This window comes from Micromonospora sp. NPDC005171 (assembly GCF_040608575.1).
Lineage (GTDB): Bacteria > Actinomycetota > Actinomycetes > Mycobacteriales > Micromonosporaceae > Micromonospora.
Genome location: NZ_JBEXIM010000021.1, coordinates 21236 through 47683, shown reverse-complemented (window position 1 = coordinate 47683; position 26448 = coordinate 21236). Strand labels below are relative to the sequence as shown.

At 70.7% G+C, this 26448-nt stretch carries 29 protein-coding genes; 19 read left to right on the top strand and 10 right to left on the bottom strand.

The genetic code is table 11. From position 1 onward, the window contains the following. Positions 1-33: 33 nt before the first annotated feature. Positions 34-1434 carry a trehalose-6-phosphate synthase gene (locus tag ABZU74_RS22590; protein ID WP_030333449.1) on the bottom strand — a complete coding sequence of 467 codons (1401 nt, stop codon included), beginning with the start codon at positions 1432-1434 and terminating at the stop codon, positions 34-36. 143 nt (positions 1435-1577) lie between these two features. Next, positions 1578-1784, bottom strand: a complete 207-nt coding sequence (locus ABZU74_RS22585) for a hypothetical protein (RefSeq protein ID WP_355427118.1) — start codon at positions 1782-1784, stop codon at positions 1578-1580. 224 nt (positions 1785-2008) lie between these two features. Between ABZU74_RS22585 and ettA the strand changes: the two genes are divergently transcribed. The 4 genes from ettA to ABZU74_RS22565 all read left to right on the top strand — a co-directional run bounded on the left by ettA (position 2009) and on the right by ABZU74_RS22565 (position 5600). Next, positions 2009-3685, top strand: coding sequence for an energy-dependent translational throttle protein EttA (gene ettA, locus ABZU74_RS22580; RefSeq protein WP_203123467.1), 1677 nt, complete (start codon positions 2009-2011; stop codon positions 3683-3685). A gap of 12 nt (positions 3686-3697) precedes the next feature. Continuing rightward, on the top strand, positions 3698-4144 hold the full coding sequence (locus ABZU74_RS22575; protein WP_355427115.1) for a thioesterase family protein: 447 nt from the start codon (positions 3698-3700) through the stop codon (positions 4142-4144). After that, complete coding sequence (locus ABZU74_RS22570; RefSeq protein ID WP_355427113.1) at positions 4141-4884, top strand: hypothetical protein; 744 nt, start codon at positions 4141-4143, stop codon at positions 4882-4884. Before ABZU74_RS22575 ends, ABZU74_RS22570 begins: the two co-directional genes overlap by 4 nt. 131 nt (positions 4885-5015) lie before the next feature. Then, the gene (locus tag ABZU74_RS22565) at positions 5016-5600 is read left to right on the top strand and encodes a YbjN domain-containing protein (protein ID WP_355427110.1); all 585 of its coding nucleotides are present in this window, start codon (positions 5016-5018) and stop codon (positions 5598-5600) included. Between the two features lie 21 nt (positions 5601-5621). On the opposite strand, the gene ABZU74_RS22560 is transcribed toward ABZU74_RS22565, so the two are convergent. From ABZU74_RS22560 to ABZU74_RS22545, 4 genes are all read right to left on the bottom strand, one after another. Further along, the gene (locus tag ABZU74_RS22560; RefSeq protein WP_355427107.1) at positions 5622-6050 is read right to left on the bottom strand and encodes a globin; all 429 of its coding nucleotides are present in this window, start codon (positions 6048-6050) and stop codon (positions 5622-5624) included. A gap of 123 nt (positions 6051-6173) precedes the next feature. Then, entirely contained in the window at positions 6174-7559 is a 1386-nt protein-coding gene (locus ABZU74_RS22555; protein WP_355427105.1) for an MFS transporter, read from the bottom strand. Between the two features lie 232 nt (positions 7560-7791). Further along, entirely contained in the window at positions 7792-8808 is a 1017-nt protein-coding gene (locus ABZU74_RS22550) for a mechanosensitive ion channel family protein (protein WP_355427236.1), read from the bottom strand. A 113-nt stretch (positions 8809-8921) separates the two neighbouring features. Further along, positions 8922-9641 (bottom strand): hypothetical protein, encoded by a 720-nt coding sequence (locus tag ABZU74_RS22545; RefSeq protein WP_355427102.1) that lies wholly within the window; start codon positions 9639-9641, stop codon positions 8922-8924. Positions 9642-9864: 223 nt separating this feature from the next. On the opposite strand from ABZU74_RS22545, the gene ABZU74_RS22540 reads away from it, so the two are divergent. After that, on the top strand, positions 9865-10401 hold the full coding sequence (locus ABZU74_RS22540; RefSeq protein ID WP_030333470.1) for an HNH endonuclease: 537 nt from the start codon (positions 9865-9867) through the stop codon (positions 10399-10401). 15 nt (positions 10402-10416) lie between these two features. On the opposite strand, the gene ABZU74_RS22535 is transcribed toward ABZU74_RS22540, so the two are convergent. After that, positions 10417-12012 (bottom strand): DUF6194 family protein, encoded by a 1596-nt coding sequence (locus ABZU74_RS22535; RefSeq protein WP_355427099.1) that lies wholly within the window; start codon positions 12010-12012, stop codon positions 10417-10419. 96 nt (positions 12013-12108) lie between these two features. Between ABZU74_RS22535 and ABZU74_RS22530 the strand changes: the two genes are divergently transcribed. The 3 genes from ABZU74_RS22530 (at position 12109) to ABZU74_RS22520 (ending at position 13616) form a co-directional block, all read left to right on the top strand. After that, positions 12109-12840: a TioE family transcriptional regulator gene (locus ABZU74_RS22530; protein WP_355427096.1), complete on the top strand. Its 732-nt coding sequence runs from the start codon at positions 12109-12111 to the stop codon at positions 12838-12840. A 90-nt stretch (positions 12841-12930) separates the two neighbouring features. Beyond that, complete coding sequence (locus ABZU74_RS22525) at positions 12931-13209, top strand: type II toxin-antitoxin system prevent-host-death family antitoxin (RefSeq protein WP_355427094.1); 279 nt, start codon at positions 12931-12933, stop codon at positions 13207-13209. Then, positions 13206-13616: a type II toxin-antitoxin system VapC family toxin gene (locus ABZU74_RS22520; RefSeq protein ID WP_355427092.1), complete on the top strand. Its 411-nt coding sequence runs from the start codon at positions 13206-13208 to the stop codon at positions 13614-13616. The genes ABZU74_RS22525 and ABZU74_RS22520 overlap by 4 nt, the downstream gene beginning before the upstream one ends. Positions 13617-13640: 24 nt before the next feature. Here ABZU74_RS22520 and ABZU74_RS22515 read toward each other — a convergent pair whose 3' ends face one another. The 3 genes from ABZU74_RS22515 to ABZU74_RS22505 all read right to left on the bottom strand — a co-directional run bounded on the left by ABZU74_RS22515 (position 13641) and on the right by ABZU74_RS22505 (position 15576). Further along, complete coding sequence (locus ABZU74_RS22515) at positions 13641-14414, bottom strand: class F sortase (protein ID WP_355427234.1); 774 nt, start codon at positions 14412-14414, stop codon at positions 13641-13643. Positions 14415-14489: 75 nt separating this feature from the next. Further along, a complete protein-coding gene (locus ABZU74_RS22510; protein ID WP_355427089.1) occupies positions 14490-15014 on the bottom strand; it encodes a hypothetical protein in 525 nt (174 codons plus the stop codon). Between the two features lie 97 nt (positions 15015-15111). Then, positions 15112-15576, bottom strand: a complete 465-nt coding sequence (locus ABZU74_RS22505; RefSeq protein WP_355427086.1) for an Lrp/AsnC family transcriptional regulator — start codon at positions 15574-15576, stop codon at positions 15112-15114. 148 nt (positions 15577-15724) lie between these two features. Here ABZU74_RS22505 and ABZU74_RS22500 point away from each other — a divergent pair, with 148 nt between their 5' ends. From ABZU74_RS22500 to ABZU74_RS22450, 11 genes are all read left to right on the top strand, one after another. Next, positions 15725-16627 carry a tryptophan 2,3-dioxygenase family protein gene (locus tag ABZU74_RS22500; RefSeq protein ID WP_355427231.1) on the top strand — a complete coding sequence of 301 codons (903 nt, stop codon included), beginning with the start codon at positions 15725-15727 and terminating at the stop codon, positions 16625-16627. 15 nt (positions 16628-16642) lie between these two features. Beyond that, complete coding sequence (kynU, locus tag ABZU74_RS22495; protein WP_355427083.1) at positions 16643-17923, top strand: kynureninase; 1281 nt, start codon at positions 16643-16645, stop codon at positions 17921-17923. Then, complete coding sequence (locus ABZU74_RS22490) at positions 17920-19257, top strand: NAD(P)/FAD-dependent oxidoreductase (protein ID WP_355427081.1); 1338 nt, start codon at positions 17920-17922, stop codon at positions 19255-19257. Before kynU ends, ABZU74_RS22490 begins: the two co-directional genes overlap by 4 nt. Positions 19258-19280: 23 nt before the next feature. After that, positions 19281-20762 (top strand): 2-hydroxymuconic semialdehyde dehydrogenase, encoded by a 1482-nt coding sequence (locus tag ABZU74_RS22485; RefSeq protein ID WP_355427228.1) that lies wholly within the window; start codon positions 19281-19283, stop codon positions 20760-20762. A gap of 20 nt (positions 20763-20782) precedes the next feature. Continuing rightward, complete coding sequence (locus ABZU74_RS22480; protein WP_355427078.1) at positions 20783-21580, top strand: fumarylacetoacetate hydrolase family protein; 798 nt, start codon at positions 20783-20785, stop codon at positions 21578-21580. A gap of 76 nt (positions 21581-21656) precedes the next feature. Further along, the gene (locus tag ABZU74_RS22475; RefSeq protein ID WP_355427075.1) at positions 21657-22592 is read left to right on the top strand and encodes an acetaldehyde dehydrogenase (acetylating); all 936 of its coding nucleotides are present in this window, start codon (positions 21657-21659) and stop codon (positions 22590-22592) included. Continuing rightward, complete coding sequence (dmpG, locus tag ABZU74_RS22470) at positions 22589-23710, top strand: 4-hydroxy-2-oxovalerate aldolase (protein ID WP_355427072.1); 1122 nt, start codon at positions 22589-22591, stop codon at positions 23708-23710. The genes ABZU74_RS22475 and dmpG overlap by 4 nt, the downstream gene beginning before the upstream one ends. Further along, entirely contained in the window at positions 23707-24480 is a 774-nt protein-coding gene (locus tag ABZU74_RS22465; RefSeq protein WP_355427069.1) for a fumarylacetoacetate hydrolase family protein, read from the top strand. The genes dmpG and ABZU74_RS22465 overlap by 4 nt, the downstream gene beginning before the upstream one ends. Beyond that, positions 24477-24899, top strand: a complete 423-nt coding sequence (locus tag ABZU74_RS22460; RefSeq protein ID WP_355427066.1) for a RidA family protein — start codon at positions 24477-24479, stop codon at positions 24897-24899. Before ABZU74_RS22465 ends, ABZU74_RS22460 begins: the two co-directional genes overlap by 4 nt. Further along, entirely contained in the window at positions 24896-25420 is a 525-nt protein-coding gene (locus ABZU74_RS22455) for a 3-hydroxyanthranilate 3,4-dioxygenase (protein ID WP_355427064.1), read from the top strand. The genes ABZU74_RS22460 and ABZU74_RS22455 overlap by 4 nt, the downstream gene beginning before the upstream one ends. Further along, positions 25420-26421 carry an amidohydrolase family protein gene (locus ABZU74_RS22450; protein WP_355427061.1) on the top strand — a complete coding sequence of 334 codons (1002 nt, stop codon included), beginning with the start codon at positions 25420-25422 and terminating at the stop codon, positions 26419-26421. The genes ABZU74_RS22455 and ABZU74_RS22450 overlap by 1 nt, the downstream gene beginning before the upstream one ends. Positions 26422-26448: the final 27 nt, after the last annotated feature.

Here is a 26448-nt window from a genome sequence, read left to right as displayed (position 1 = left end):
TGGCGCTTGCCGCCAAATCGTTGACGGACGTGTTCACTCGGCCTCCGCCTCGGGAACTCCGAGCTCCGAGAGGAAAGACTTGGCCCAGTGGCCCACGTCGTGGGTACGCAGGTGACGTTGCATTGTCCGCATCCGGCGGCGTGCCTCGGTTTTCTCCACGTGCACTGCCCGGAGGAGGGCGTCCTTGACCGCGTCCGGGTCGTGCGGGTTACACAAAAATGCCTGGCGAAGCTCGGTGGCGGCGCCGGCGAACTCACTGAGTACGAGCGCACCACCCTGGTCGGCACGTGATGCTACGTATTCCTTCGCCACGAGGTTCATTCCGTCTCGCAGCGGGGTCACCATCATCACGTCGGCAGCAACGTACATCGCCGCCAGCTCACTGCGACTGTACGACTGATGCAGGTAATGGACCGCCGGCACGCCGACCCTGCCGAACTCGCCGTTGATCCGGCCGACCTCGCGCTCCACCTTGACCCGTAGTGCCTGGTAGTGCTCCACGCGCTCGCGGCTGGGTGTGGCGACCTGAACCATGACCGCGTCGGGAACTGTCAACTTTCCGTCAGCCAGCAGCTCCCGGAAGGCCTTCAGGCGCAACTCGATGCCCTTGGTGTAATCCAGCCGGTCCACGCCCAGGATTATCGTCTTCGGGTCGCCCAACTCGGCGCGGATCTGCTTGGCCCGGGCCTGGATCGCCGGATCGGCGGCCATCCGTTCCATCTCCTGGGTGTCGATCGAGATGGGGAAGGCGCCCGCCTTCACCTGCCGACCGTCGACCTGGATCATCTGCCCCTCGTAGCGCAGCCCGAGCAGGTGCCGGGCCAGCCGGACGAAGTTCTGTGCGGCCAGCCGCTGCTGGAAACCGACCAGGTCGGCGCCGAGCAGACCGCGCAGGATCTCGGTGCGGAACGGCATCTGCATGAACAGCTCGATCGGCGGGAACGGGATGTGCAGGAAGAACCCGATCCGCAGGTCCGGGCGGAGCTCACGAAGCATCGCCGGCACCAACTGAAGCTGGTAGTCCTGCACCCAGACCGTCGCGCCCTCGGCCGCCACGTCGGCGGCGGCCTCCGCGAACCGGGCGTTGACCAGGCGGTACGCCTCACGCCACCGGCGCTTGTAGGCCGGCGTCTCCACCGCGTCGTGGTAGAGCGGCCAGATCGTCGCGTTGGACTGGCCCTCGTAGTAGCGCTCCAGCTCCTCGGCGCTGAGCGGGACCGGGTGCAGCCGGATCCCCTCCAGGTCGAACGGCTCGGGGGCGGCGCCGGTGCCACCGGCCCAGCCGACCCAGGTGCCCTTGTGTTCGGCGAGTACGGGATGCAGCGCGGTGACCAGCCCGCCGGGGCTGCGTCGCCACTGCCGGCCCTCGGGTGTGCTCACCTCGTCGACCGGCAGACGGTTCGCCACTACGACAAAGGAGCTACGGACGGTCACGATCGGCCACCTCCGGGTACTGACGGGTCCACCGCGCTGAGCGTACTGAGCGTAGCTGCGGCGTCTTGTGCCCCGTGCCGGAGTCTCCTACCCGCCTCGGTCTGGCCGAATCCTAAGGGTGATCTTGTCGACAGCCGTGACCGTCAAAGGTCCATGATCGGCCATTCCTTGGGCAGTGCCTCGTCCAGCTTCCTGCCCGCCTCGGCCAGGCCGGCGTCGGTGAGCACGAAGCCGACCTCCCGCAGCGACTGCCTCGTGCGGTCGCCGGCCATCACTCGACGCACGCTCCCGGCGATGAAGGCGGACACGTTCGGTTCCTTCGCCAGCCGTTCTGCGACGTCGTCCGGCACGCTGATGGCGATCTTCTTGGTCGTACCTGAAACGCTGGCGGGTGATGCAAGAAGGCACGCCCGCGTACTCCTGAGGCGGGGTGATGTGGGCGAAGCGCGCCGTACCTGTCAGGATTGACGATGGCGTGCGCGCGGCCGGCTCCCGGCCGGCGGCGGCGGGCGGTCCTCGCAGCCCGCGCCGCGCCGCCGATCAGCGACAGCAACCGACGGAGGTAGCCCGCACCGTGGCCCAGTACATCTACGTTCTGGAAAAGGCGCGCAAGGCGCACGGCGACAAGGTCGTGCTCGACAACGTCACGTTGAGCTTCCTGCCGGGGGCCAAGATCGGTGTGCTCGGTCCGAACGGCGCCGGTAAGTCCAGCCTCCTCAAGATCATGGCAGGGCTGGACAAGCCGAGCAACGGCGAGGCCCGACTCATGCCCGGCTACACAGTCGGCATGCTCGCCCAGGAGCCCCCGCTCAACGAGGCCAAGACCGTGCTCGGCAACGTCGAGGAGGCGGTCGCCGAGACCAAGGCCAAGCTGGAGCGGTTCAACAAGATCGCCGAGCAGATGGCGACCGACTACTCCGACGAGCTGATGGAGGAGATGGGCAAGCTCCAGGAGGAGCTTGATCACCTCGACGCCTGGGACGTCGATTCCAAGCTCGAACTCGCCATGGACGCGCTGCGCTGCCCGCCGCCGGACGCCGACGTGACCCAGCTCTCCGGTGGTGAGCGTCGCCGGGTCGCGCTGTGCAAGCTGCTGCTGGAGGCGCCCGACCTGCTGCTGCTCGACGAGCCCACCAACCACCTGGACGCGGAGAGCGTCTCCTGGCTGGAGCAGCACCTGGCGAAGTACGCCGGCACCGTCATGGCGATCACCCACGACCGGTACTTCCTCGACAACGTGGCCGGCTGGATCCTGGAGCTGGACCGCGGCCGGGCGATCGGGTACGAGGGCAACTACTCCACCTACCTGGAGAAGAAGGCCGCCCGGCTGGCCGTCGAGGGTCGCCGCGACGCCAAGATGAAGAAGCGCCTCACCGAGGAGCTGGACTGGGTCCGCTCCAACGCCAAGGCCCGGCAGACCAAGTCCAAGGCCCGCCTGGACCGGTACGACGAGATGGCCAGCGAGGCGGAGAAGACCCGCAAGCTGGACTTCGAGGAGATCCAGATCCCGCCGGGCCCGCGCCTGGGCAGCACGGTGATCGAGGCGCAGAACCTCAGCAAGGGCTTCGGCGACCGGCTGCTGATCGACAACCTGTCGTTCTCGCTGCCGCGCAACGGCATCGTCGGCATCATCGGCCCCAACGGCGTCGGCAAGACCACGCTGTTCAAGACCATCGTCGGGCTGGAGGAGCCGACCAGCGGGTCGGTCCGGGTCGGCGAGACGGTCTCGCTGTCGTACGTCGACCAGAACCGTGAGGGCCTCAACGGCGACAAGACCGTCTGGGAGGTCGTCTCCGACGGACTTGACTACCTGATGGTGGGCAAGGTCGAGATGCCGTCGCGGGCGTACATCGCCGCGTTCGGCTTCAAGGGCCCGGACCAGCAGAAGCCGACGAAGGTGCTCTCCGGCGGTGAGCGCAACCGGCTCAACCTGGCGCTGACCCTGAAGATCGGCGGCAACGTCATCCTGCTCGACGAGCCGACGAACGACCTGGACGTGGAGACGCTGTCCAGCCTGGAGAACGCGCTGCTGGAGTTCCCCGGGTGCGCTGTGGTCATCTCGCACGACCGGATGTTCCTGGACCGCGTCGCCACGCACATCCTGGCCTGGGAGGGCGACGACCAGGACCCGTCCAAGTGGTTCTGGTTCGAGGGCAACTTCGAGGCGTACGAGAAGAACAAGATCGACCGGCTCGGCGCGGAGGCCGCCCGGCCGCACCGGGTGACCTACCGCAAGCTGACCCGCGACTGACCGGCCGAGACGGTGTCCGACCGCTTCGTTTACCACTGCACCCTGCGCTGGTCCGACCTGGACGCGTACGGCCACGTCAACAACTCGCGCTTCCTCACCCTGTACGAGGAGGCGCGGGTCGCGTTGATGTTCGCCGGCGGCCGGGCCTGGGGGGTCGGCTCGTTCGCCGACGGTGTGGTGATCCGCCGGCACGAGGTCGACTACCTGCGCCCGGTCGACTACGCGCTCGGCCGGGCCACCGCGGAGGCGGCACCGACGGTGCGCATCGAGCTGTGGGTGGAGGAGATCCGGGCCTCCCGGTTCACCGTCGCCTACGAGTTGTACGACGGCGAGGTGCTCGCCGGCCGTGCCCGCTCGGTGCTGGTGCCGTTCGATCTGACCCGTCAGGTGCCCCGGCGGATCACCACCGAGGAACGGGACTTCCTGCTCACGTACGCGCCGCAGGGCGGTGTGGCGTGACCCGGCCGGGCACCGCTGAGCCGGGCCGGGTGGCGGCGTCGGCGTCCACGCATGGTGTCGCCGGGGTGGCCGACGCGGGCGCCTTCCTGGCCCGGCTGGTCCGGCTGGATCCGGCCGCGCCGGTCCGGCTGCGGCCGGCCGGCGCGCCCGGCCGGGTCGCCCTGTGGGCCCGGCTGCCGTGGCAGGTTCTGGTGGTCCGCACGGTCGCCGGTGGACCGGCCGACGGTGTCGCCGACGACGTCACGGTGGCGGCCGCGGAGCTGCTCGCCGAGTTGGAGCGGGGCGGCGCGGCCCTGCCGACCCGCCGGGACGCCCAGTGGCGGTGGCCGCTGCCGCCGACGCGAAGCCGTCAGGTGGAGGCGCTGCCCGTTGCCGAGGTGCGACGGATCGCTGCCGCGGCGGCGGGCACCCTGCGGACGGCGAGCGAGCAGGGGGTCGCCGGCCGTGCCGTGGGCCAGCGGGCCCTGCGTGACGCCTTGCTGGACCACGTGGCGGTGCTGATCACCCCGGACGGGGCGCCCGCCGAACCGGTCGAGGTGCCGCAGCGGCTGGTGCAGGGGGTGGCCCGGATGGGCTTCCTCGGCGCCGCCGACGACCCGCCGGCGGGCGACGGCGCAAACGCCGTTCAGGTGCGGGTGGCAGGTCGTTGGGTCGGCCTGGTGGGACCGCACGGAGCGGCATGGTTGCAGAAGGCCACGGATCTTGCCGTGACACCCCTGAGTACTCGTCCGAACGGATGACCCCAGATCATTCTTCTGGTCAGGGGCGGTCGTTGGGGGGGTGCTTCAACCCGGCTGTCCGGGTACCGTCCATCCTCGGATCCAACGCACCGTAGGCGAGTGGATCCGCTGGGGAGTGAGGTGCGCGAGCGATGCCGTGGTGGTCATGGCGCCCCGGTCCCGCCGACGGCGGCGATCCGGAAACCCGAAGCGGGACCACAGTCGAAAGCGCGGTCCGGATCGGGCCGCCCAGTCCTCGCCAGCCGGGGGACGACTGCCCGTCCAACGAGCGGCCCGTGCTGACCGAGATGCCCGCCACCGTCGAGCCGGTGAATCTGCGCCGGATCTGTGACGCACTCGATCTGCTCGACGTGCGTTACCTGGCCGACGGCGACGGCAACCTGCTGGCGATGTGGGAGCGGCACGCCGTGCTGGTCACCCTGGAAGGCCCGGAGGACGAGATCCTGGTCATGCGGGCACGCCCGCACGCCACGGTCCCGCCGGACTGGGCCGACCGGGCGTACCGGGTGGTCAACGAGTGGAACCACACCCGTCGGTTCTGCAAGGCGTACATCGGTGACCCGACCGAGCGCGGTCAGCTGCCGATCTACGCCGAGCTTCAGGTGCCGTTGGGCGCCGGCACCCACGACGCGCTCCTGGTCGAGATGCTCGACTGCGGCGCGGCGGTCGCCACCAGCTTCGTGGACTGGCTGCACGACGAGGGCGCGCTGCTCTGACCCCACGCCGGGTCGGACGGGTCAGCTGCCGCCGGCCGGGTCGTCCTCGACGTTGACCATGAAGTACGCGGCCCGCTCCAGGTAGTCCCAGAGTGTGCCCGCGATCTCCGGCTCAAAGTCGAGCCGGTCCACGGCGCGGCGCATGTTCCGCAGCCAGGCGTCCCGTTCGGCCGCGCCGATCCGGAACGGCGCGTGCCGCATCCGCAGCCGCGGGTGCCCGCGCTGGACGGAGTAGGTGTTCGGGCCGCCCCAGTACTGCATCAGGAACAGGGTCATCCGGTCCGCGGCCGGGCCCAGGTCCTCCTCCGGGTACATGGGCCGCAGCAGGGGATCGGTGGCGACACCGGCGTAGAACTCGTCGACCAGCTTGCGGAAGGTGGGTTCGCCGCCGACCGCCTCGAAGAGGGTCATCGACGCACCGGGACGGTCGGATTCACCTGCGGAAGTCACCGTTCCATCCTGCCAGGTGCGCCCGGTCACGACCCGACCCGCACGGCGTGGGTCGGATCACGCCGGGTCGACACCCCCGAATGCCCGGCAGCCGGCCCGCTGGTGTCGAGGTCGGCTCGACGGTCAGGTGACGGCGTGCCGGCGGTGGCCGTCACCCGCATGCGGGTCGGACGCGCCTCCCACCGGGCCGTCGCCGGTTGGACCGTCGGGCTCGGAGGGCGGCGGCTCGGCGTTGGCCCGCGAGGCGGCAGTGATCGCGTCGTCCACCGTCTGCCGGTCCGGCCAGCGCAGCGTGGCCACCGCCATCAGCGCCACCCCGGCCGCGCTCCACACCCCGACCACGATGGGAATGGGGAACCGTTCGGCGAGCACCCCGGTGACCAGCACCGCGAAACCCTGGATGACCTGCACGCCGGTGGCCATCACACCGAAGGCGCGGGCCCGGAACCCGTTCGGCAGCGTCTGGATGAACAACCCGTTGGCCATCGGCATCATGCCGGCGACCGCGAACCCGCAGAGCGCGGCGAGCAGCGCGACCACCAACGGCGGGGGATCGAACAGCACAGGTACGAGCACCAACGGGGCGAGCACCGCGAGTGGCCGCATCAGCTTCAGCCGGCGAGCCGGCCCGAACAGGCGACTCACCAGCAACCCACCGAGGATGAAGCCGACCGGGTTCGCCACCATGATCGCTGCCTGTGCGGTGCCCGCGCTCAGCGCGCCGCGGCTCTCGTCGTTGGCCCAGGCCGCGGCCAACCCCTCGGGAACGATCGAGAAGAGCATCGCGCTGAACACCAGAACCGCGATGGCCCGCAACACTGGTGTACGGAAGACGATGCCGAACCCCTCGCGGGTCTCCCGCAGCAGGTGGCTGCGGTGCGCCGGGTTCATCACCGCCGGGCGGTGGCGCACCCCGAGGCGAACCAGCAGCGCCGAGAGACCGAACGTGGCCGCGTTGAACAGCAGCGCCACCTCCGGGTCGATCGCGGCGACAGCGGCGCCGAACACGTACCCAACGACCTGGGCGGCCTGCCCGATGCTGCTGTTCAGCGACAGCCCCACCACCAGTCGGTCCCCGGTGAGCAACTGCGGGATCAGCGCGGACTTCGCCGCCTGGCTCGGTGGGTTGGCCAACGTGGCGGCGAAGATGAGCACCAGCACCGCCTGGTACGGCAGGCTGGGAATGGCGATGAGCAGCATCAGCGCCATGCGAATGAGGTCGCACGCCACCATCACCCGCCGGTACGGGTACCGCTCCGCGAGGGCGGCGAGCACGGGACCGCCGAGCAGCCAGGGCAGGAAGCTGACCGCGAAGGCAGCCGCGGAGAGCGCGACGGACCGGGTCTGCTGGAAGACGAGCAGGGTGACGGCGGCCTTCGCGACATAGTCGCCGACCCAGGAGAGAGCGCCAGCCACGAACACAGCCCGGAACTCGTGCTGGGCGAACACTTCGCGAAATGTGGCGGGCCCTTCCGCGGAAGGTCGCTCGTCAGGCACCGTCGCCTCCATCGGCCCCGGCTCGACCGCTCGTGGCAGCCGGGCCGGAATCTCTCGTCAGATCTACGGATCAGCGAGGATGTGATCACGCTTTGGTGGGAACGCGTGCTCCGGATTCTGCCCGATCGTCTGACAACTAGCTAGGTCGAACGGGTCGTTCGTCGCCTCCCCGACTGAACGAACGGACGATACCCGAGGGGCCGGCCGGCTCGCGACCCCTGAATCGCAGGTCAGTGTCGCGGGGTCAGGTCGCACCACCCTGACCGGTCTCACCCTCGGGCAAAGATCGGGTCGACAGGCCGGGATAGATGCGGGCGGCCGCGATCTGCGCGGTGATTCCCGAGTTCTCCAGCGCCTCCGCGAGACGCCGACGCAACTCCCGGCCGACCGCGAACTGGCCGTCCGCTGTCGTCTTCACCACCGTGCGGATGACCGCGCCGTCCACCGTCACCTGCTCGACTCCCAGCACCTCGGGCGCCTCCACGATCTCCGGCGACAGCTCCGGGTCCAGCGCGACCGAGGCGGCCGCGGTCCGTAGCACCGCAGTGGCCTCCTCGGTGCTGTTGAAGCCGATCGGCAGGTCCACCACCACGAGAGCCCAGCCCTGGCTCTTGTTGCCCACCCGGATGATCTCGCCGTTGCGGATGTACCAGAGCACACCCCGGCCGTCGCGCACTGTGGTGACCCGCAGGCCGACCGACTCGACCACGCCCATCGCCTCGCCCAGGTCGACGTTGTCACCGACGCCGTACTGGTCCTCGATCAGCATGAAGAGGCCGGCGATCAGGTCCTTCACCAGGCTCTGCGCACCGAAGCCCAGCGCGACGCCGGCGATCCCCGCGCTGGCCAGCAGCGGCGCCAGGTCGAAGCTGAACTCGCGCAGGATCATCAGCAGCGCGATGCCGAAGACGAACGCGGTGGTCAGGCTGCGCAGCACCGACCCGATCGCCTCGGCCCGCTGCCGCCGCCGCTCGGGTACGAACTCGGCCGGGTCGACCGCGGCGGTGGGCACCCGCTCGCGCAGCGGCCGCAGCATCGTCGGCACCGCACCGTCGGTGGTCGTCCGAACCAGCCGGTTGATCGTCCGGTGCAGTGCCCAACGGGCCACCATCGCCAGTGCCAGGATCAGCAGCACCCGAAGCGGTTTGAGCAGGATCCAGTAACTTCCCTCGGCGAACCAGGCCGACCTGGTGATGTCGTAGATCCACTCGCAGGAGGTGCTGCCCTGGCAGTTCACCGAGACGGCGTCGGGCAGGGCTATTGGCGTCACGTTGGCGGCACTCACCCTGTCTTCGTACCGTAAGGAGCCCGAGCGTCCGCCGCCGACCCACCGGCTGGTGACCCCACTGGCGGGGCAGGAATGTCGCTCGTTGCTCACCCTCTCCCGGGCAACTCGGCGCGAAGCCGTTCGTACTCGGCGTGACTACCGATCGCCGCCCGGTGTTCGGGGTGAGTGACGTAGTGCCCGATGACCGCGGCGAGGAATCCGGGGTCGACGATGTCCGTCCGCAACGCCCGCCGGCTGCGCGGAACGCCGTACCGCCGAACCAGTTGGGGATCCGTGATCCGCATCGGGAGCCACGGACGGCGGTCGGTGGCCGAGGGGATCGGCGGCGCCAGCAGGGCCTCCCACGGCACGGTGAGCGAGCCCAACGCCCAGGTCTGCCGGACCCCGGACGGATGCAGTCGTACCTCGTGACCCCGCCACGCCCGCGTCATGACCAGCACGGCCAGGACCAACCAGAGAAGATCGAAAACCAGGTCGAACGTCGACAGGGTGTCCTGTCTGATCGAGCGCACCAGCGCGCCGAGGCAGGCGGACGCGGGCCCGAGATAGCCCATTGCGAAGAACACCGTCCAGGCGGGCCCGGGTGTGGAGAAGGCCGGGATCTGCGGCTGCACCACGAAGTAGGCCGGACGGACCCCCATGACGACCACCGCCAGGACCAGGGCCACCAGGGAGAGGAGGAACAACAGACGCGTCCCCCCGGTGGGCGACCCCGGGGCTGCGGCGGTCACGCAGCCCAGGAGAAGCCCAACAGCCAGGACGACGTGCCGGTGGCGCACGGTGGCAGCGGACAGTCTGTCGATCATGCCAGTGACCATAGGAGTCAACGGCCACTGGCACAGCTACCCAACCGGGCATGGGTGATCCGCTTACCAGAAGAGAGATTAGTACGTGCAATCCGGGGTCCGATCAGGGACTATTGGCGCAACGGACGTCGGTGATCGGCCCGGCGTCGACCGTGTGGGCCGTTGTGCCCGGCCCCGGTCGACGGCGGTCCCCAGCAGCCGCTGAACCGGGAGGGTGAGCGCGATGCCTGACATACGACCCACGGTGGGCTCCGGCGCGCTGGTCCTCAACGCCACCTATGAGCCGCTGTGTGTCGTGTCGGTGCGTCGCGCCGCGATCCTCGTCCTCTCCGCCAAGGCGGTCTGCGTCGCAGATGGTGACGGCATCCTGCACAGCGCCCGGGACGCGCTCCCGGTGCCGTCCGTGGTCCGGCTGACGCGGTTCGTCCGGGTGCCGTACCGAACACATGTCGGGCTGTCCCGGCGCGCGATCTTCGCCCGCGACGGGTGGCGGTGCGCCTACTGCCGGGGCCCGGCCGAGACCATCGACCACGTCTTCCCGCGCAGCCGGGGTGGCCGGCACGCCTGGGAGAACGTGGTCGCCGCGTGCGCCCGGTGCAACCACACCAAGGGCGACAAGACCCCGGCCGAGATGGGGTGGCGGTTACACGCGTTGCCGGCCGCCCCGAAGGGCACCGCCTGGCGGGTGCTAGGTCACCGCGCCCCCGACCCCCGCTGGGCGGACTGGCTGGACCTGCGGGAGCCCGAGGCTGCTGCCTGACTCCGGAGGGCGTGGTCAGGCTCCGGGTTGCGGATTGTTCGCCCGGCGCGCTGCGCGTTCGTGGCGGTCGACTGCTCGGCCGTGCGCGATCGCGATGAGCCGGTCGATCTCGGGCAGCAGGTGCGGACCGGGCATGACGATGCTGGCGAAGCCGTACTGGGCGTAGCCCGGGTGCGGTACGAGGGTGTCCAGTCGGGCGAAGTCGAACTCGTGCCGGTGCTCCTCGAATGCCTTGGGCGGGAAGCCAAACCGCCGCTCGAACTCGGCCCGGCCCAGGTCCAGGTTGAGGCGGAAGACGCCGGGGCGGTCAAGCTGCGCGGCCTCGTCGAAGCCGGGCACGTCGTGCTCGACGATGGTGGCGAACGGCTGGCGGCGGTCCGGGCCGACGAAGAAGAACCGGTCGCCCCAGGCCGCCTCGGGTGATCCGTTCTCCTCGCTCGCCACGAGCTGCTCGACGCCGGGTAGCGCGGTGATCCGATCGGCGAGCACTGCCGCGTCGACACCCGTCGGAACGTGCAGGATCGCGTCGGCGTGTTCGATGGTGGCCTGGTTGAGCGGGAAATAGCGGTAGTCGTGCGTCCGCTGCTCGGCCACCGCGACGTCGGACGCCGGCAGGTACCGGGGAAGGTTGGTCTCCTGCTGGAGTCTGCCCTCGTAGGTCGGGGCGGCGGGCGGCCCGATGCCGAGTGCCGGGCTTGCGCCGAGGCTGCCGGCGATCACCGCGTACCGGTCGCCCAGCAGCGACGCGATGATCGCGCCGGCACCGGCCCAGGACACCTCCGTGTCGGCCAGCCTCATCGTGCTCAGGTGGCGCTGGAGGTGCGTGTTGTGCGCGAAGACCAGGGTGGGCCCTCGGTGTGCCTCGGCCGATCGGATCGCGAGCAGGTTCTCGGCCATCAGCGCGTCCCGGACCGCGGCCAGGCGGGCGAAGCGTTCCTCCTGGGCAAGTGGTGCGGCGGCCGCGGCGTGGTAGCGCAGCAATGCGATAGCGGCGGTGGCGTGCACGAACGCCGCCGACCAGCCGGATGATCTGCCCGGCGCCCGCAGGTACAACTCGGTCAGCAGGTCGTCGGCGAGCACCCGCAGTCGCTGGGCGTCGGTGGAGCGCCCGACCGATCGGCCCGGTTCCCAGATCGCGGCCGTGTCACTCCACCGCGCCTCGGCCCCGATCAGGTCGTCGATCTCGGCTGACCGGTCCAGGTCGAGGAAGTGGCAGACCTGGTTGAGGTGGTGGCGCGGGCTCGGGGCGCTCTCCAACTCCACCGGGGCGTCGAAGCCGTGGAAGGTCAGGCGCTCGGCGACCGGCCGTCCGGCGTTCCACTCCCGCATGCGCAGCAGGAGGTCGCGGTTGGCCGGGGCCGCCCCGAATCCGTGGCTGAACCCTTCGCTGAGCGCACGGTCGAGGGTCACGGCAGCGGCGCCCTGCACGAAGTCGTCGGCGATCAGTCCGGCCGCCCGGTCGCTCTCCACGGCGATCGAGCGGTAGCCGTGCTCGGTCAGCGACAGGAAGGCTTCGTTGCGGAGTTGGAGGAAGGCGGATTCACCGTGCGTCGGTTCGCCGAGCGCGAGCAGGTCCGGGGACACCGCCAGCAGGTCGAGAAAAGATGGCATTCCATGAACCGTATCGTTGAACCAGCGGTTGAGACTTGCGAGCGGCGGAGCGCGGTGACGGCCACGAAACCTTCAAACCCGGTGGTACGCCGACCGGTGGATCTCGCGCGCGCCCACGGCCTCTCCGCGCAGGCCGTGCGCAACTACGAACGAGACGGCGTCCTGCCTCCGGCCCAGCGCACCCCGAACGGCTACCGGCGCTTCACCGAGCTGCACGTCAAGGCGCTGCGTGCCTACCTCGCTTTGCTCACGGGCCACGGCTACGCGGCCAGCGGCGAGATCATGCGGGCCGTCAACCGGGGCGAGATCGACACGGCGATGCGCACCATCGACCAGGGCCATGCCCTCCTTCAGCGCGATCGGGAGACCCTGGACGCGGTCGAGACGGCGGTGGCGACGCTCACCGGGACGAGCCCCCAACCGCAGAGCCAGAAGGCCGTCCCGATCAGCGTGCTGGCTCACCGGCTCGGTCTACAGCCGGCCACGCTGCGCAAGTGGGAGCGGGCGGGGGTGCTGCGACCGGTACGTGATCCGGTGACCCACTACCGGCTCTACCTGCCCGACGACGTCCGTGACGCCGAACTCGCCCACCTGTTGCGCCGCGGCGGGTACCGGCTCGACCACATCGCCGGCGTGCTGCGTCGAGTGCGCGACGCCGGCGGTGCCGAACCGCTCGCCGCGTCGCTGCGCCAGTGGCGGCAACGGCTCACCGAGCGAGGCCGGGCCATGCTCACCGGTGCTGCCCGGCTCGCCGAATACGTCGACGCCGCTCAGCCGCCGGAGCGCGCCTTGACCAGCGAGGCGAAGACCACCACGTTGTCCGCGTAGCCGGTCTCGTCACCGACTCACTGGCCGCCGTCTTCTCGATACGAGGTGAATAGGCTCGCAGTGTAGAACATTTAGTTCTACACTGTGTTCGTGGAGCGTATCGGGGTCCGAGAGCTGAACCAGAACACGAGTCAGGTCCTGGCTCGGGTGAGTGGTGGCGAGACGGTCGAGATCACCGATCGCGGGCGCCCCGTCGCCCGACTCGTTCCGGTCAGCGACGACAGGTCAGTGCTGGCCAAGCTTGTGGCGGCGGGGCGGGCAGTCGCTCCAACCGGCGGTGGTCCTGTCCCGCTTCCGCCCAAGCTCGGCGCTGAGGATGTGGACGCTGCCGCCACGCTCGCCGAGATGCGGGACGAGGAGCGCTGGTGATCTATCTCGACTCCGCCGCCGTCGTCAAGCTGGTTCGGCAGGAGGAATGCAGTGCTGACCTCGTCTCCTGGCTCAACAGCCACGGAGACGTCCCGCTGGCCTCCTCCGCCCTCGTCGAGGTCGAGGTGCCCAGAGCCCTACGCCGATCAGCCCCCCAAGCGTTGATCGGAGTGCCGGCTGCCGTCGGACGCCTCTTCCGGCTGGAGATCGACAGCACTGTCCGCGCGACAGCAGCTGCGTTCGCCGAGCCGGCGCTACGCAGCCTCGACGCCATCCACCTTGCCACGGCCCAGGTTCTGACAAACGAGTCCGGAACGACACTTATCGCATTCGTCAGTTACGACCGGCGACTGCTCGACTGTGCCAAGGCCGCAGGGTTCCCCGTGGCAAGCCCAGGCCAGAACTGACCCGTAGCTCCAATCTGCCCGCCCTCACCCTGAACGCGCCTTGACCAGCGACGCGAAGACCACCACGTTGTCCGCGTAGCCGGTCTCGCCGCCGACCCACTGGCCACCGCAGGTGATCAGGCGCAGGCTCGGGCGGCTGAAGTCGCCGTACACCTCGTCCACCGGCAGTCGGCCCTTGTCGAACTTCTCCACCGAGTTGACCTCGAAGACCGCCACCCGCTGGTCGGTGCGGGTGACCTCGATCTCGTCACCGGAGCGCAGCTCGCGGAGCTTGTGGAAGACCGCCGGTCCGCTGGTGGTGTCGACGTGCCCGACGATCACGGCCGGGCCGTACTGGCCGGGGGTGGGCCCCTGGTCGTACCAGCCGGCCTCCTGGGCGCGGGCGGCGTCCGGCACGGCGATCGTGCCGTCCGGTGCGATGCCCACGTCGTGTACGGGCGCCTGTAGGTCGATCTTCTCGATGGTGAGGCTGGTCGGATGGCTGGCCGGCAGCACCGGGAACTTCTTCGGCGGAGGCCGTAGGCCGGCGCTGAGCCGGTCCGGCAGCAGACTCACCCCGGTCACCTGCTCGACGCCGAGCATCGCCACGATCAGCACCATCAGCGCGGCGATGGCCAGCACCGGCAACCCGGGGCTCGCGCCGAAACGGTGTCGCGCCGACTGCGGCCCGGCCGGCTGCCTCGGCGGCAGCGGGCGGGCGGCCGGATCGGTGGTGGTGACGCTTGCCGACACGGCCTGCCCGGCGACCCTGCGCAGCCGCCCGGAGACGCGGGCCACCAGCCGGCCCGACGCGCGCAGCGCCGGCCCGGCCCGGAAGCGGGCGCGACGGTCCGGCCGCGCACGCGCGGATCTGCGGGTCATGGGTGATCCGGCTCAGGAGCCGGCTCCCGATCGACGTCGGCCGCCGGCCATCCCGAGCACGATCGCGGTGGCCACCAGTGCCACGCCGCCGAGCACCAGCAGCGAGCCGGTGCCGGGACCGCCGGCCATTCCACCGCCGCCGGTCGCCGGCCCCTTGCTGGGTGAGGCCATGTTCAGCACGGTCAGTGTGGTCGACGACGTCTGGCCGTTCTCGCAGCGCAGGTCGACCGGGTAGTCACCGGCCGGCTTGTCCCGCGGAATGGTGACCTGCCCGGTCAGGAAGCCCCTGTCCGGTTTGAGCATCACGTTCCCGAACGCGTCGGAGTGCACGTTGGACTGTCGGTTGTTGTTGTCGTTGTCGCAGCTCGCCTTGATGCTGACTCGGCTGCCGGCCTGGGCGCTGTTGGGTGTCACCTCGACGAAGACGTTCTCGCCGGCTCGCGCCGGTGCGACGGACAACAGGACGAACGCCCCAACCAGCCCCACCAGTATCAGTGCGGACGAGAGCGCGCGGTTGATCGTGCGGATTGCCTGCATGATTTCCCCCCAACCGGCGACGACCGCCGGAACCCTCCCCTGGGCACGCGCGATGCTTTCCCGCTGGCGCGGGGGCAAACCCGCAGGGTGGTCGGGGTCAGCGCGGGCGGGGGATGGGCCCGGCGGCGGGGAGGGGGGTGACGGGGTGCCAGTTCAGCGGGGAGGAGAGGACCATCGTGCTCGACGGTTGGCCGTACGGGGCGAGACGGTCGATGACCCCCTCGAACGCACCGATCGAGCCGGCCGCGACCTTCAGCACGCTGCACGCGTCCCCGGTAATCCGGTGGATCTCCAGGATCTCCGGCCAGTCGGCCACCGCCGGGTCGTGCAGGATGCATCGCGCGCCGTAGCAGGACATCCGGATCAGCGCGACAACGGTCCGGCCGGCCCGGCTGAGGTCGACGTGGGCGTGGTAGCCGGTGATGATCCCGGCCTCCTCCAGCCGGCGGACCCGCTCGGCGACCGACGGTGGCGACAGGTGCACCCGCCGGGACAACTCGCTGAAGGAGAGCCGCGCGTCGGTTTGCAGCTCGCGCAGCAGCGCCCAGTCCATGTCGTCCACGCTCAGACCTTACTTTCGTGAACCGACTTCGCCTAGTTGCCTTTGGTTTGCCAGGAGAAGGCGGCGAGAGCCGTTGATTCGGCATTCCGCAGGCCGATCCGACCGCGGGATCATGACGTCGGCCAGTCCGGGGGAGGGAGACGAGATGGTGGATCAGACGGAGCGGCGGGCGCCGAACCGCCGTGCCACGGTGCAACCGGTGACCCCCGGGCAGCGTGCGGCGCAGGCGGCGCGCACCGGCGGTGAGCCGACCCTGGAGTTCGCCGACATGGTGCCGTACGACGCGTACGTGCAGGCCAGCGCCCTGCACAAGATGCAGCACCCGCTCAGCAGCGACCCGGGCGAGATGTCCTTCCTGATGGTCAGCCAGATCATGGAGCTGTATTTCGGGCTGACCTGCCACGAGCTGCGGGAAACCCAGCGGCTGATCCGCACCGACCAGATCTGGGAGGCGCTGGCCCCGCTGGGCCGGGCCAAGCTGCACCTGGAGGGGCTCAACGCAGCCTGGCAGGGTCTGCGCTGGATGAGCCCGGCCGACTTCAACCGCTTCCGCAACCTGCTCGGCGAGGCATCCGGCTTCCAGTCGGCGATGTACCGGCAGTTGGAGTTCCTGCTCGGGCTGCGCGACCCGACGCTGATCCGCCCGTTCCGCCGGCAGGCGGAGGTGCACGCCGAGTTGAGCGCCGCACTGGCCACTCCGAGCCTCTGGGACGATGTGCTCGCGCTGCTCGCCCGGCGTGGCTTCGACCTTCCCGCCGACCTGCTCGACCGGGACGTGGCCGTCGAACACGACCCGCACGCGTTGGTCGAGGCGGCCTGGGTACGGATCTACGACGACGCCAGCCCGGACAACCACCTGCGGTTGCTCGGCGAGGCGCTGAGCGCTGTCGCCGAGGAGTTCGGCGACTGGCGCTGGAACCACGTCAAGGCGGTGCAGCGGACGATGGGCGCCAAGGTCGGCAGCGGAGGCTCCGCCGGCCTGGCGTGGTTGCAACGCAGCATGTCCCGGGTGGTCTTCCCGGAGCTGTGGTCGGCCCGCACCGCGATGTGACCTGGAGAGCGAGACATGCACACCCCTCAAGAAGAAGCGCGGCGTCGGGACGAGGCGGACCCCGGCCACCGGCACCTGTTCCACGTGCCGCCGGCCGACGGCGGCGACCACCCCGAGTCGGCGTACCTGGCCGGCAACTCGCTCGGGCTGCAGCCTCGGGCCACCCGCGACGAACTCCTGGCCGACCTGGACGCGTGGGGGCGGCTCGGCGTGGAGGGGCACCTGGAGGCGGAACGCCCCTGGCTGCCGTACCACGAGCTGTTGACCGGGCCGGCCGCGCGACTGGTCGGCGCCCGGCCCGCGGAGGCCGTGGTGATGAACTCGCTGACTGTCAACCTGCACCTGCTGATGGTGAGTTTCTACCGACCGGCCGGCGCGCGCACCCGCATCGTCATCGAGGACGCCGCGTTCCCCTCGGACAGCTACGCCGTGCGCAGCCAGGCACGGTTCCACGGCCTGGACCCGGACGACGCCGTGGTCCGGTTGCGTCCGCGCGCGGGTGAGGACGCCCTGCGCACCGAGGACGTGACCGACTACCTGGCAGCCGAGGGTGACCGGGTGGCGCTGCTTCTGCTCGGCGGGGTCAACTACCTCACCGGCGAGCTGCTGGACATTCCGGCGATCACGGCCGCCGGCCGGGCCGCCGGCGCGGTGGTCGGTTGGGACCTGGCCCACGCGGTCGGAAACGTGCCGCTGGCCCTGCACGACTGGGACGTCGACTTCGCCGCGTGGTGCTCCTACAAGTACCTGAACTCCGGCCCGGGTGCCCTGGCCGGTGTCTTCGTGCACGAGCGGCACCTCGGCGACGAGAACCTGCCCCGGTTCGAGGGCTGGTGGAGCACCGCCGCGGCCACCCGGTTCGAGATGACGCCGGTGTCCCGGCCACCGGCCACTGTGGAGGCTTGGCAGATCTCCAACCCGCCGATCTTCGCGATGGGCCCGGTGCGTACCTCGCTGGAGCTGTTCGACGCGGTGGGGATGACCGCGCTGCGTGCCCGCAGCCAGCGGCTCACCGGCTGGCTGGAGTCGCTGTTCGACGAGGTGACCGTCGGTCGGCCGCTGCGGGTGGTCACCCCGCGCGACCCGGCCCGGCGTGGCTGCCAGCTCTCCCTGCGCATCGGCTCCGGCAGCGCCGCGGAGCTGACCAAACGCCTACGGTACGAACACGGGGTCATCGCGGACGCCCGCGAACCGGACGTGGTCCGCTTCGCCCCGGTGCCGCTGTACTCCACGTATCTCGACTGCTGGCGTGCGGCTGCCGCGCTGGCGTCCACCGTCGGGCAGGTGGCGGCATGACGGCGCGACGCGACGAGATCGCGATCATCGGTGCCGGGCTGGCCGGCTGCCTGGCGGCCTGCTTCCTGGCCCGGCGGGGCTACCCGGTGGCCCTCTACGAGCGTCGCCCCGACCCGCGCGCCGGCACCGCCGAGCGCGGTCGCTCGATCAACCTGGCGCTCTCCGAGCGCGGCCTGGACGCGTTGCGCCGGATCGGGCTGGCCGAGCAGGTGATGACCGACGCGCTGCCCATGCGCGGCCGGATGATCCACCCGGTCGAAGGCGAGCAGCAGTTCCAGTCCTACAGCGCGGCCGGTGACCGGGCGATCAACTCGATCAGCCGGGGTGCGCTGAACAACGCCCTGCTGGACGAGGCCACCGCGCTGCCCGGGGTGCGGGTCGTCTTCGATCACCGGCTGGTCGGGCTCGACCCGACCGACGGTTCGATGAGCTTCGAGACCCCGCAGGGCCCGGTCGCGGCGAAGGCGTCGGTCGTGTTGGGTGCCGACGGCGCCGGCTCCGCGGTGCGCGGACAACTGCTGGCGTACGGGCTGCTCGACGAGAGTGTCGACTTCCTCGACTACGGCTACAAGGAGCTGACGATTCCGCCGCTGGGCGGGGATTTCGCACTGGATCCGGACGCGCTGCACATCTGGCCGCGCGGCACCTCGATGATGATCGCGTTGCCGAACCCGGACCGTTCCTTCACCTGCACGCTGTTCTGGCCCAACGACGGTGCCGGCAGCTTCGCCTCGCTGACCAGCCCGGCGGAGATCGAACGGCACTTCACCGAGCACTACCCGGACGTGGTGCCGCTGGCCCCGAACCTGGTCGACGACTACCAGCACAACCCGGTGGGCGTGCTCGGCACGGTGCGCTGCACCCCCTGGCAGGTCAACGGGAAGGTCGGTTTGCTCGGCGACGCCGCCCACGCCATCGTGCCGTTCTACGGCCAGGGCGCCAACTGCGCCTTCGAGGACGTGGTGGAGCTGGACCGCTGCCTGGACGAGTGCGCCGACGACTGGTTGGCGGCGCTGCCGCTGTTCCAGCGGCGTCGACAGGAGAACGCCGAGGCCATCGCCACGATGGCGCTCACCAACTTCGTGGAGATGCGGGACAAGGTCGCCTCCCCGGTCTTCCAGACCCGGCGGCGGGTGGAGCACGCACTGGAACGGGCCCTGCCCGGCCGGTACGTTTCCCAGTACGAGCTGGTGTCGTTCTCCACCACCCCGTACGCGGAGGTTCGCCGCCGGGTGCGCCGACAGCACCGGGTGCTCGGGGCGGTCGTCGGCGGGGCCGCGCTGCTGCTGGTCGGCGCGATCGGCGCGGCACTGAGCCGAGGGAGGCGCGGATGACCGGCAACTGGGATGCACGACTGATGGTTGGCCACGCGCCGGGTGGCCCGCAACGGTTGCGCAACTTCGTCGACGGCGAGTTCGTCGACGGCGGGACGACGTTCACCAAGGCCAGTCCGGTCACCGGGGAGCAGGTCTTCGAGGTGGACGAGGCGTCGCAGTCCACTGTGGACGACGCGGTGGCCGCCGCCCGGGCGGCGCTGCGGGGGCCGTGGGGCCGGATGGGGGAGCGCGAGCGCGCCGAGGTGCTGCGCCGGGTCGCCGACGAGCTGGAGCGCCGCTTCGACGACCTGGTCACCGCCGAGGTCGCCGACACCGGCAAGTCCATCGCCCAGGCCCGCACACTGGACATCCCCCGTGGCGCGGCGAACTTCCGGGCGTTCGCGGAGATCGTGGCGACCGCCCCCACCGAGTCGTTCACCACGGTCACCCCGACCGGCGGCCGGGCGCTCAACTACGCGCTGCGCAAGCCGGTCGGCGTGGTCGCGGTCATCGTGCCGTGGAACCTGCCGCTGCTGCTGCTCACCTGGAAGGTGGCTCCGGCGCTGGCCTGTGGCAACGCCGTCGTGGTCAAGCCCAGCGAGGAGACTCCCGCCTCGGCGACGCTGCTCGCCGAGGTGATGGCCGCCGCCGGCGTGCCGGCCGGGGTGTTCAACCTGGTGCACGGCTTCGGACCGGACTCGGCGGGCGAGCACCTCACCCGCCACCCGGGCGTCGACGCGATCACCTTCACCGGCGAGTCGGCCACCGGCGGCGCGATCATGCGGGCCGCGGCCGACGGGGTGAAGGCGGTGAGCTTCGAACTCGGCGGCAAGAACGCCGGCCTGGTCTTCGCCGACGCCGACCTGGACGCCGCCGTGGCCGGCTCGGTGCGGTCCAGCTTCACCAACGGCGGGCAGGTGTGCCTCTGCACCGAACGCATCTATGTGCAGCGCCCGGTCTTCGAGGAGTTCACCGCCCGGCTGGCGAAGCGGGCCGGCGAGCTGGCGTACGGGTGGCCGACCGACGAGGCCACCGCCACCATGCCGCTGATCTCCCACCAGCACCGGGCGAAGGTGCTCGGAGCGTACGAGCTGGCCCGCACCGAGGGTGCCGAGGTGCTCACCGGTGGCGGCACGCCCACCTTCGGCGACACCCGCGACGGCGGGTCGTACGTGCAGCCGACGGTGCTCACCGGGCTCGGCCCGGACGCCCGCACCAACCGGGAGGAGATCTTCGGCCCGGTGGTGCACGTCGCGCCGTTCGACACCGAGGACGAGGCGTACGCCCTCGCCAACGGCACCGAGTACGGCCTGGCGGCGACCGTGTGGACCCGGGACGTGGGCGTCGCGCACCGGGCCGGCGTCCGGCTCGACGCGGGCATCGTCTGGGTCAACACCTGGTTCCTGCGTGACCTGCGCACCCCGTTCGGCGGGGTGAAGGCGTCCGGGATCGGTCGCGAGGGCGGCGTGCACTCGCTGAACTTCTACTCCGAACTCACGAACGTCTGCGTGGACCTGTCGTGAGCCGTAGCGAGGGAGCGGGCATGGAAGCTGACATCGAGGCCGCCAACCGGGAGCTGGCCGACGCCCGCAGCACCGGCAAGCCCTGCGCCCCGCTGCGGGGCCGACTGCTGCCGGAGGGCGACGTCGAGGCCGCGTACCGGGTGCAGCAGCTCCAGGCGCGGGCCTGGCAGGGCCGCGGCGAACGCCGGGTCGGCGCGAAGATCGGGTTGACCTCCCGGGCCGTGCAGGAGACCTTCGGGGTGTTCCAGCCGGACTTCGGCATGCTGACCGACGCCATGGCGGTCGGCGACGGGGTCGAGGTGCCCATCGATCGGCTGCTCCAGCCCCGCGTCGAGGCGGAGATCGCCTTCGTGCTCGACAAGGATCTTCCGGACCCGCAGCTCACCACCGTCGACCTGATCCGCGCCGTCGACCACGTGCTGCCGGCGATCGAGATCGTCGACTCCCGGATCGCCGCCTGGGACATCTCCATAGTGGACACCGTCGCCGACAACGCCTCCAGCGGGCTCTTCGTGCTCGGCACCACGCCGCGCCGGCTCGCCGACGTCGACCTGCGACTGTGCGGGATGGTGCTGGAGCACGCCGGCGAGCCGGTCTCGGTGGGCGCGGGCGCCGCCTGCCTGGGCAACCCGCTGCACGCCCTGCAGTGGCTGGCCGGCACCCTCGCTCGCGCCGGTGACCCGCTGCGCGCCGGGGACGTGGTGCTCTCCGGGGCGCTCGGCCCGATGGTGCCCGTCACCCCGGGCGCCGCGTACGAGGCCCGGATCTCCGGTCTTGGTTCGGTACGGACGGCCTTCACCCGAGGGGAATCAGCATGAGCGAGCGTCAGCGAGCGAATCATCGGTGCAGGTTTGTCAACGCTCAGAACGGCATGGAGCGAAGCGGAGTGTCGGTATGAGCGTCGGTGTGGCGGTGCTCGGGTCCGGCAACATCGGGACCGACCTGATGATCAAGGTGTTGCGGCTCAGTAGCGACCTGCGGATGGTGGCGATGGCCGGCATCGACCCGGCCTCCGACGGCCTGGCGCGCGCTCGCCGGCTCGGCGTCGCCACCACCGCCGACGGCGTGGACGGGCTCGTCGCGATGCCCGAGTTTGCCGACGTCGAGCTGGTGTTCGACGCCACCTCGGCCGGCGCGCACCGACGCCACGACGAGGTGCTGCGCGCCCACGGCCGCACGGTCGTCGACCTGACCCCGGCCGCCCTCGGCCCGTACGTGGTGCCGCCGGTCAACCTCGACGAGCACCTGCACGAACCGAACGTCAACATGGTGACCTGCGGCGGACAGGCCACCGTTCCGATCGTCGCCGCTGTGCGCCGGGTCACCCCGGTGGCGTACGGGGAGATCGTCGCGTCGATCGCGTCGAAGTCCGCCGGGCCGGGCACCCGGGCCAACATCGACGAGTTCACCGAGACCACGGCCCGGGCCATCGAGGTGGTGGGCGGTGCCGAGCGGGGCAAGGCGATCATCGTTTTGAACCCGGCGGACCCGCCGCTGCTGATGCGCGACACCGTCTACTGCCTCTGCCCGGACGCCGACGCCGACACCGAGGCCATCGCCGCCTCGGTCGCGGAGATGGTGGCGGCCGTGCAGGAGTACGTCCCCGGCTACCGACTCAAGCAGGACGTGCAGTTCGACCGGGTCGAGGCGTACCTGCCGACGTTCGGTCGGCGGCTCACCGCACTGCAGGTGTCGGTCTTCCTGGAGGTCTCCGGCGCCGGGCACTACCTGCCCGCGTACGCCGGGAACCTGGACATCATGACCTCCGCCGCGCTGCGCACAGCGGAGCGGCTGGTCGCCCTGCGTTCTCCGGAGGTGGCCGCGCCATGACCGACCTGTACATCCAGGACGTGACGCTGCGCGACGGCATGCACGCCATCGCCCACCAGTACACAGTCGACCAGGTACGCACCATCGCCGCCGCGCTGGACGCCGCCGGGGTGGCCGCCATCGAGGTGGCGCACGGTGACGGCCTCGCCGGTTCGAGCGTCAACTACGGCCACGGCGCGGCCAGCGACGCCGAGTGGATCTCGGCAGCCGCCGAGGTGCTCACCACGGCGAAGCTGACCACCCTGCTGCTGCCGGGCATCGGCACGATCGCCGACCTGAAGGCCGCGAAGGCGCTCGGGGTGACCAGCGTCCGGATCGCCACCCACTGCACGGAGGCGGACATCTCCGCCCAGCACATCTCCTGGGCTCGGGAGAACGGCATGGACGTGGCCGGGTTCCTGATGATGTCGCACATGAATGACCCGGCCGGGCTGGCCGGGCAGGCCAAGCTCATGGAGTCGTACGGGGCGCACTGCGTCTACGTCACCGACTCCGGCGGGCGGTTGCTGATGTCCGACGTGGCGCAGCGGGTCGACGCGTACCGGCAGGTCCTCGCCCCGGAGACGCAGATCGGCATCCACGCCCACCACAACCTGTCGCTCGGGGTCGCCAACAGCGTGCTCGCCGTCGAGCACGGCCGGGTCAGCGGGCCTGCGCCGGTCGGCCCGGACGCGGTGCACGGCCGGACCGTCCGCGTCGACGCCTCCCTCGCCGGCATGGGCGCGGGCGCCGGCAACGCACCGCTGGAGGTCTTCGTGGCGGTCGCCGAGCTGCACGGCTGGAAGCACGGCTGTGACGTGTTCGCGCTGATGGACGCGGCCGACGACATCGTCCGCCCACTTCAGGACCGGCCGGTCCAGGTGGACCGGGAAACGCTCTCCCTGGGGTACGCCGGGGTCTACTCCAGCTTCCTGCGGCACGCCGAGCGGGCGTCGGCGAAGTACGGCGTGGACGTCCGGTCGATCCTGGTCGAGCTGGGTCGCCGCCGGATGGTGGGAGGCCAGGAGGACATGATCGTGGACGTCGCACTCGACCTGGCCGACCGGGAGGCCGTCAGTGCGAGGAGTGAGCCGGGCTTGCGAGCCCCGCAGTCGCGAACGAAGGGTGGCGCAGCATGATCGGCGTGGACATCGCGGGGATCGCCGACAAGCTGGGCGCGGCGGCCGACACGGCCACCGCGATCCCGCAACTCGCCGCCGAGACCGGCCTCGACGTGGACACCGCGTACGCCGTGCAGGCCGCGCTGCTGCAACGCCGGCTGAACGCCGGTGAGCGGTTGGTCGGGTTGAAGATGGGGCTGACCAGCAGGGCGAAGATGGCCCAGGTCGGCGTGGACGAGGTGATCTGGGGGCGGCTCACCAACGCGATGCGGGTGCCCGACGGCGGTGCCGTGGACCCGGCCGCGTACATCCATCCCCGGGTCGAGCCGGAGGTGGCGTTCCTGCTGGACCGGCTGCCCGAGCCGGGCGAGCCGGTCGGCGACTTCGCCACGGCAGTCCGCGCGGTCGCCCCGGCCATCGAGTTGATCGACTCCCGGTACGCGGACTTCCGGTTCTCGCTGCCGGACGTGATCGCGGACAACACCTCGGCCGCCGCCTTCGTGATCGGGCCGTGGTCGCCGGTGCCGGCGGGGCTGGACAACCTGGGCGTCCTGCTGGAGGTCGACGGGCGGGTGGCGCAGGTCGGCTCCACGGCGGCGATCCTCGGGGACCCGCGCCGGGCGCTCGACGAGGGCATCCGGCTGGCCGGCCGGCACGGGGTGCGGCTGGAGTCCGGGTGGGTCTTCCTAGCCGGTGCCGCCACCGCGGCGGTGCCGCTGCGTCCCGGCGCCCACGTTCGTGCCGTCGTCGAGAAGCTCGGCACTGCCTCATTGCGGGCGTCGTCGTGACCGCCCGGGTGGTGGCCGGGAAGGCCGTCCCGCGCGGCGCTTTTCCGCACGTCAAGGTCGCCGGTGGGTTCGTCTTCGTCTCCGGTACGTCGTCGCGGCGCGTGGACAACACCTTCGCCGGTGTCGATGTGGACGGGTTCGGCACCACCAACCTCGACATCCGTGTGCAGACGCGGGCCGTCATCGAGAACGTGCGGGATCTGCTGCGTTCGGTCGGCGCGGACCTCACCGACCTGGTCCAGGTGACGGCGTACCTGGTCAACATGAACGACTTCGGTGGTTACAACGAGGTGTGGGCGGAGTTCTTCGACGCCTCCGGGCCGACCCGTACGACGGTGGCGGTGCACCAGCTGCCGCACCCGCACCTGCTGATCGAAATCCAGGCCGTGGCCCTTCTTCCCTCGGGAGGTCAGTCGTGAGTGAGATCGCCGAGCCGTTCAGCTTTCCGGGCTGGATCGCTGACAACCAGCACCTGTTGAAACCCCCGGTGGGCAACAAGGAGATGTTCCCCGGCGGGGACGACTTCATCGTGATGGTGGTGGGCGGGCCCAACCAGCGCACCGACTTCCACGTGGACCCGTACGAGGAGTTCTTCTACCAGGTCAAGGGCAACATGCACATCAACCTGGTCACCCCGGAGGGGCCGCGTACGGTGCACGTGCGCGAGGGTCAGATGTGGATGTTGCCGCGCAACACCCCGCACTCGCCGCAGCGGCCGGAGGCCGGCTCGATCGGTGTGGTCGTCGAGCGGGTCCGTGAGGAGGGCACGCTGGAGACGTTCCAGTGGTACTGCCCGGAGTGCGGCAACAAGGTGCACGAGGTGGAGTTGCAGGTCCGCGACATCGCCGCCGATCTGCCCCCGGTGTTCCAGGCGTTCTACGAAGATGAGCAGGCGCGAACCTGCGCCAACTGCGGCGCCCTGCACCCGGGCAAGGGCTGATGCCCGCAGGCGTCGTCGACGTGCACACGCACGTCGTACCGAAGGGTTGGCCGGACCTCGGCGCGGCGTGCGGCGGGTCCGGTTGGCCGTGGTTGCGGGTCGACTCCGAGCGCGCCGCCATGATCATGGTGGGGGAGACGGAGTTCCGCCCGGTCGGCGCCGAGTGCTGGGACGCGTCGCGCCGACTGGCCGACATGGACGCCGACGGCGTGGCAGTGCAGGTGGTCTCGCCCACCCCGGTCTTCTTCAGCTACGACCGCCCGGCCGACCAGGCGGTGAAGGTCGCCCGGGTCTTCAACGACCTGACCCTGGAAGTCACAGCGGCCGGAGGTGACCGGCTGGTGCCGTTCTGCCAGGTGCCGCTCCAGGACCCGGACGCCGCGTGCGCCGAGCTGGATCGCAGCCTGGCCGCCGGGCACGTGGGCGTGGAGATCGGCAACCACGTCGGCGACCGGGACCTGGACGACGCCGGCGTGGTCACCTTCCTCCAGCACTGTGCCGACGTGGGCGCCCCCGTCTTCGTCCACCCGTGGGACATGCCGGGCGGGCCCCGGCTGGACCGCTGGATGGCCCGTTGGCTCACCGGGATGCCCGCCGAGACGCACCTGTCGGTGTTGGCGATGATCCTCGGCGGGGTCTTCGACCGGGTGCCCGAGACGCTGCGGATCTGCTTCGCGCACGGCGGCGGCAGTTTCCCGTTCTGGCTGGGCCGCGCCGACAACGCCTGGCACCGCCGTGGCGATCTGGTCCGGGGCGCGTCCGCCGGCCCGCCCAGCAGCTACCTCGACCGGTTCAGCGTCGACTCGGTGGTCTTCGCGCCGCCCGCGCTGCGGCTGCTTGTCGACACGGTGGGGGAGGACCGGGTACTTGTCGGCAGCGACTACCCGTACCCGCTGGGCGAGCGGCCGGCCGGCGCTGTGGTCCACGCGGCCGACTTCCTCACCGACGACCAACGCGACAAGTTGCTGTCCACCAACGCCCTACGGTTCCTGCACGGCTGAGCACAGCGCCGGGCCCGGGCGTGTGTA

Bases quoted from the DNA above. Each gene is read 5' to 3' on its own strand.
- ABZU74_RS22465 (WP_355427069.1), top strand. From the start codon at position 23,707: ATGATCGGCGTGGACATCGCGGGGATCGCCGACAAGCTGGGCGCGGCG.
- ABZU74_RS22510 (WP_355427089.1), bottom strand. From the start codon at position 15,014: ATGCAGGCAATCCGCACGATCAACCGCGCGCTCTCGTCCGCACTGATA.
- ABZU74_RS22450 (WP_355427061.1), top strand. From the start codon at position 25,420: ATGCCCGCAGGCGTCGTCGACGTGCACACGCACGTCGTACCGAAGGGT.
- dmpG (WP_355427072.1), top strand. From the start codon at position 22,589: ATGACCGACCTGTACATCCAGGACGTGACGCTGCGCGACGGCATGCAC.
- ABZU74_RS22535 (WP_355427099.1), bottom strand. From the start codon at position 12,012: ATGCCATCTTTTCTCGACCTGCTGGCGGTGTCCCCGGACCTGCTCGCG.
- ABZU74_RS22475 (WP_355427075.1), top strand. From the start codon at position 21,657: ATGAGCGTCGGTGTGGCGGTGCTCGGGTCCGGCAACATCGGGACCGAC.
- ABZU74_RS22565 (WP_355427110.1), top strand. From the start codon at position 5,016: ATGCCGTGGTGGTCATGGCGCCCCGGTCCCGCCGACGGCGGCGATCCG.
- ABZU74_RS22480 (WP_355427078.1), top strand. From the start codon at position 20,783: ATGGAAGCTGACATCGAGGCCGCCAACCGGGAGCTGGCCGACGCCCGC.
- ABZU74_RS22545 (WP_355427102.1), bottom strand. From the start codon at position 9,641: ATGATCGACAGACTGTCCGCTGCCACCGTGCGCCACCGGCACGTCGTC.
- ABZU74_RS22490 (WP_355427081.1), top strand. From the start codon at position 17,920: ATGACGGCGCGACGCGACGAGATCGCGATCATCGGTGCCGGGCTGGCC.
- kynU (WP_355427083.1), top strand. From the start codon at position 16,643: ATGCACACCCCTCAAGAAGAAGCGCGGCGTCGGGACGAGGCGGACCCC.
- ABZU74_RS22540 (WP_030333470.1), top strand. From the start codon at position 9,865: ATGCCTGACATACGACCCACGGTGGGCTCCGGCGCGCTGGTCCTCAAC.
- ABZU74_RS22485 (WP_355427228.1), top strand. From the start codon at position 19,281: ATGGTTGGCCACGCGCCGGGTGGCCCGCAACGGTTGCGCAACTTCGTC.
- ABZU74_RS22555 (WP_355427105.1), bottom strand. From the start codon at position 7,559: ATGGAGGCGACGGTGCCTGACGAGCGACCTTCCGCGGAAGGGCCCGCC.